The organism is Saccharomonospora iraqiensis subsp. paurometabolica YIM 90007 (genome assembly GCF_000231035.2).
GTDB lineage: Bacteria > Actinomycetota > Actinomycetes > Mycobacteriales > Pseudonocardiaceae > Saccharomonospora > Saccharomonospora paurometabolica.
Genome location: NZ_KI912257.1, coordinates 34,886 through 35,283, shown reverse-complemented (window position 1 = coordinate 35,283; position 398 = coordinate 34,886). Strand labels below are relative to the sequence as shown.

Annotated in this window: 1 protein-coding gene; it reads right to left on the bottom strand. The window is 77.6% G+C overall.

The window, feature by feature from the left end:
- The coding region (locus tag SACPADRAFT_RS33235; protein ID WP_040924611.1) for a primosomal protein N' family DNA-binding protein at window positions 1–331 on the bottom strand (331 nt) is incomplete at its 3' end.
- Between the last annotated feature and the right edge of the window lie 67 nt (window positions 332–398).

Here is a 398-nt window from a genome sequence, read left to right as displayed (position 1 = left end):
CGGCGGGCTCGGACTCCGCGGCGGCGTGCCGGGGCGGCACCGCCAGCCGCAGGACGTCCGCGAGGGTGCCGCCGTAGCGGCGGGCCACGGTGCGGCACAGGGTCACCAACCGCGGCGGTAGCACCTGCTCGGCGGAGACGACGCGCTCCAGGTAGGCCAGCCTGCCGGTGTGGTCGGTGGTCTCCGCCCGGTCGAGGAGGTAGCCGTCCACGAGCTGCCCGGCGAAGCGCACCCGCACGCGACAGCCCGGTACCGCCACGGTGTCCAGCTCCCGGGGCACCCGGTAGTCGAACGTGCGGTCCAGGTGCGCCAGCGGCACGTCGACCAGCACGCGGGCGATCGGGGCGACCTCGGCCGGGTGCCGCCGGCCCTTCCCGCTCCGCGTCCCGCGCGGACGC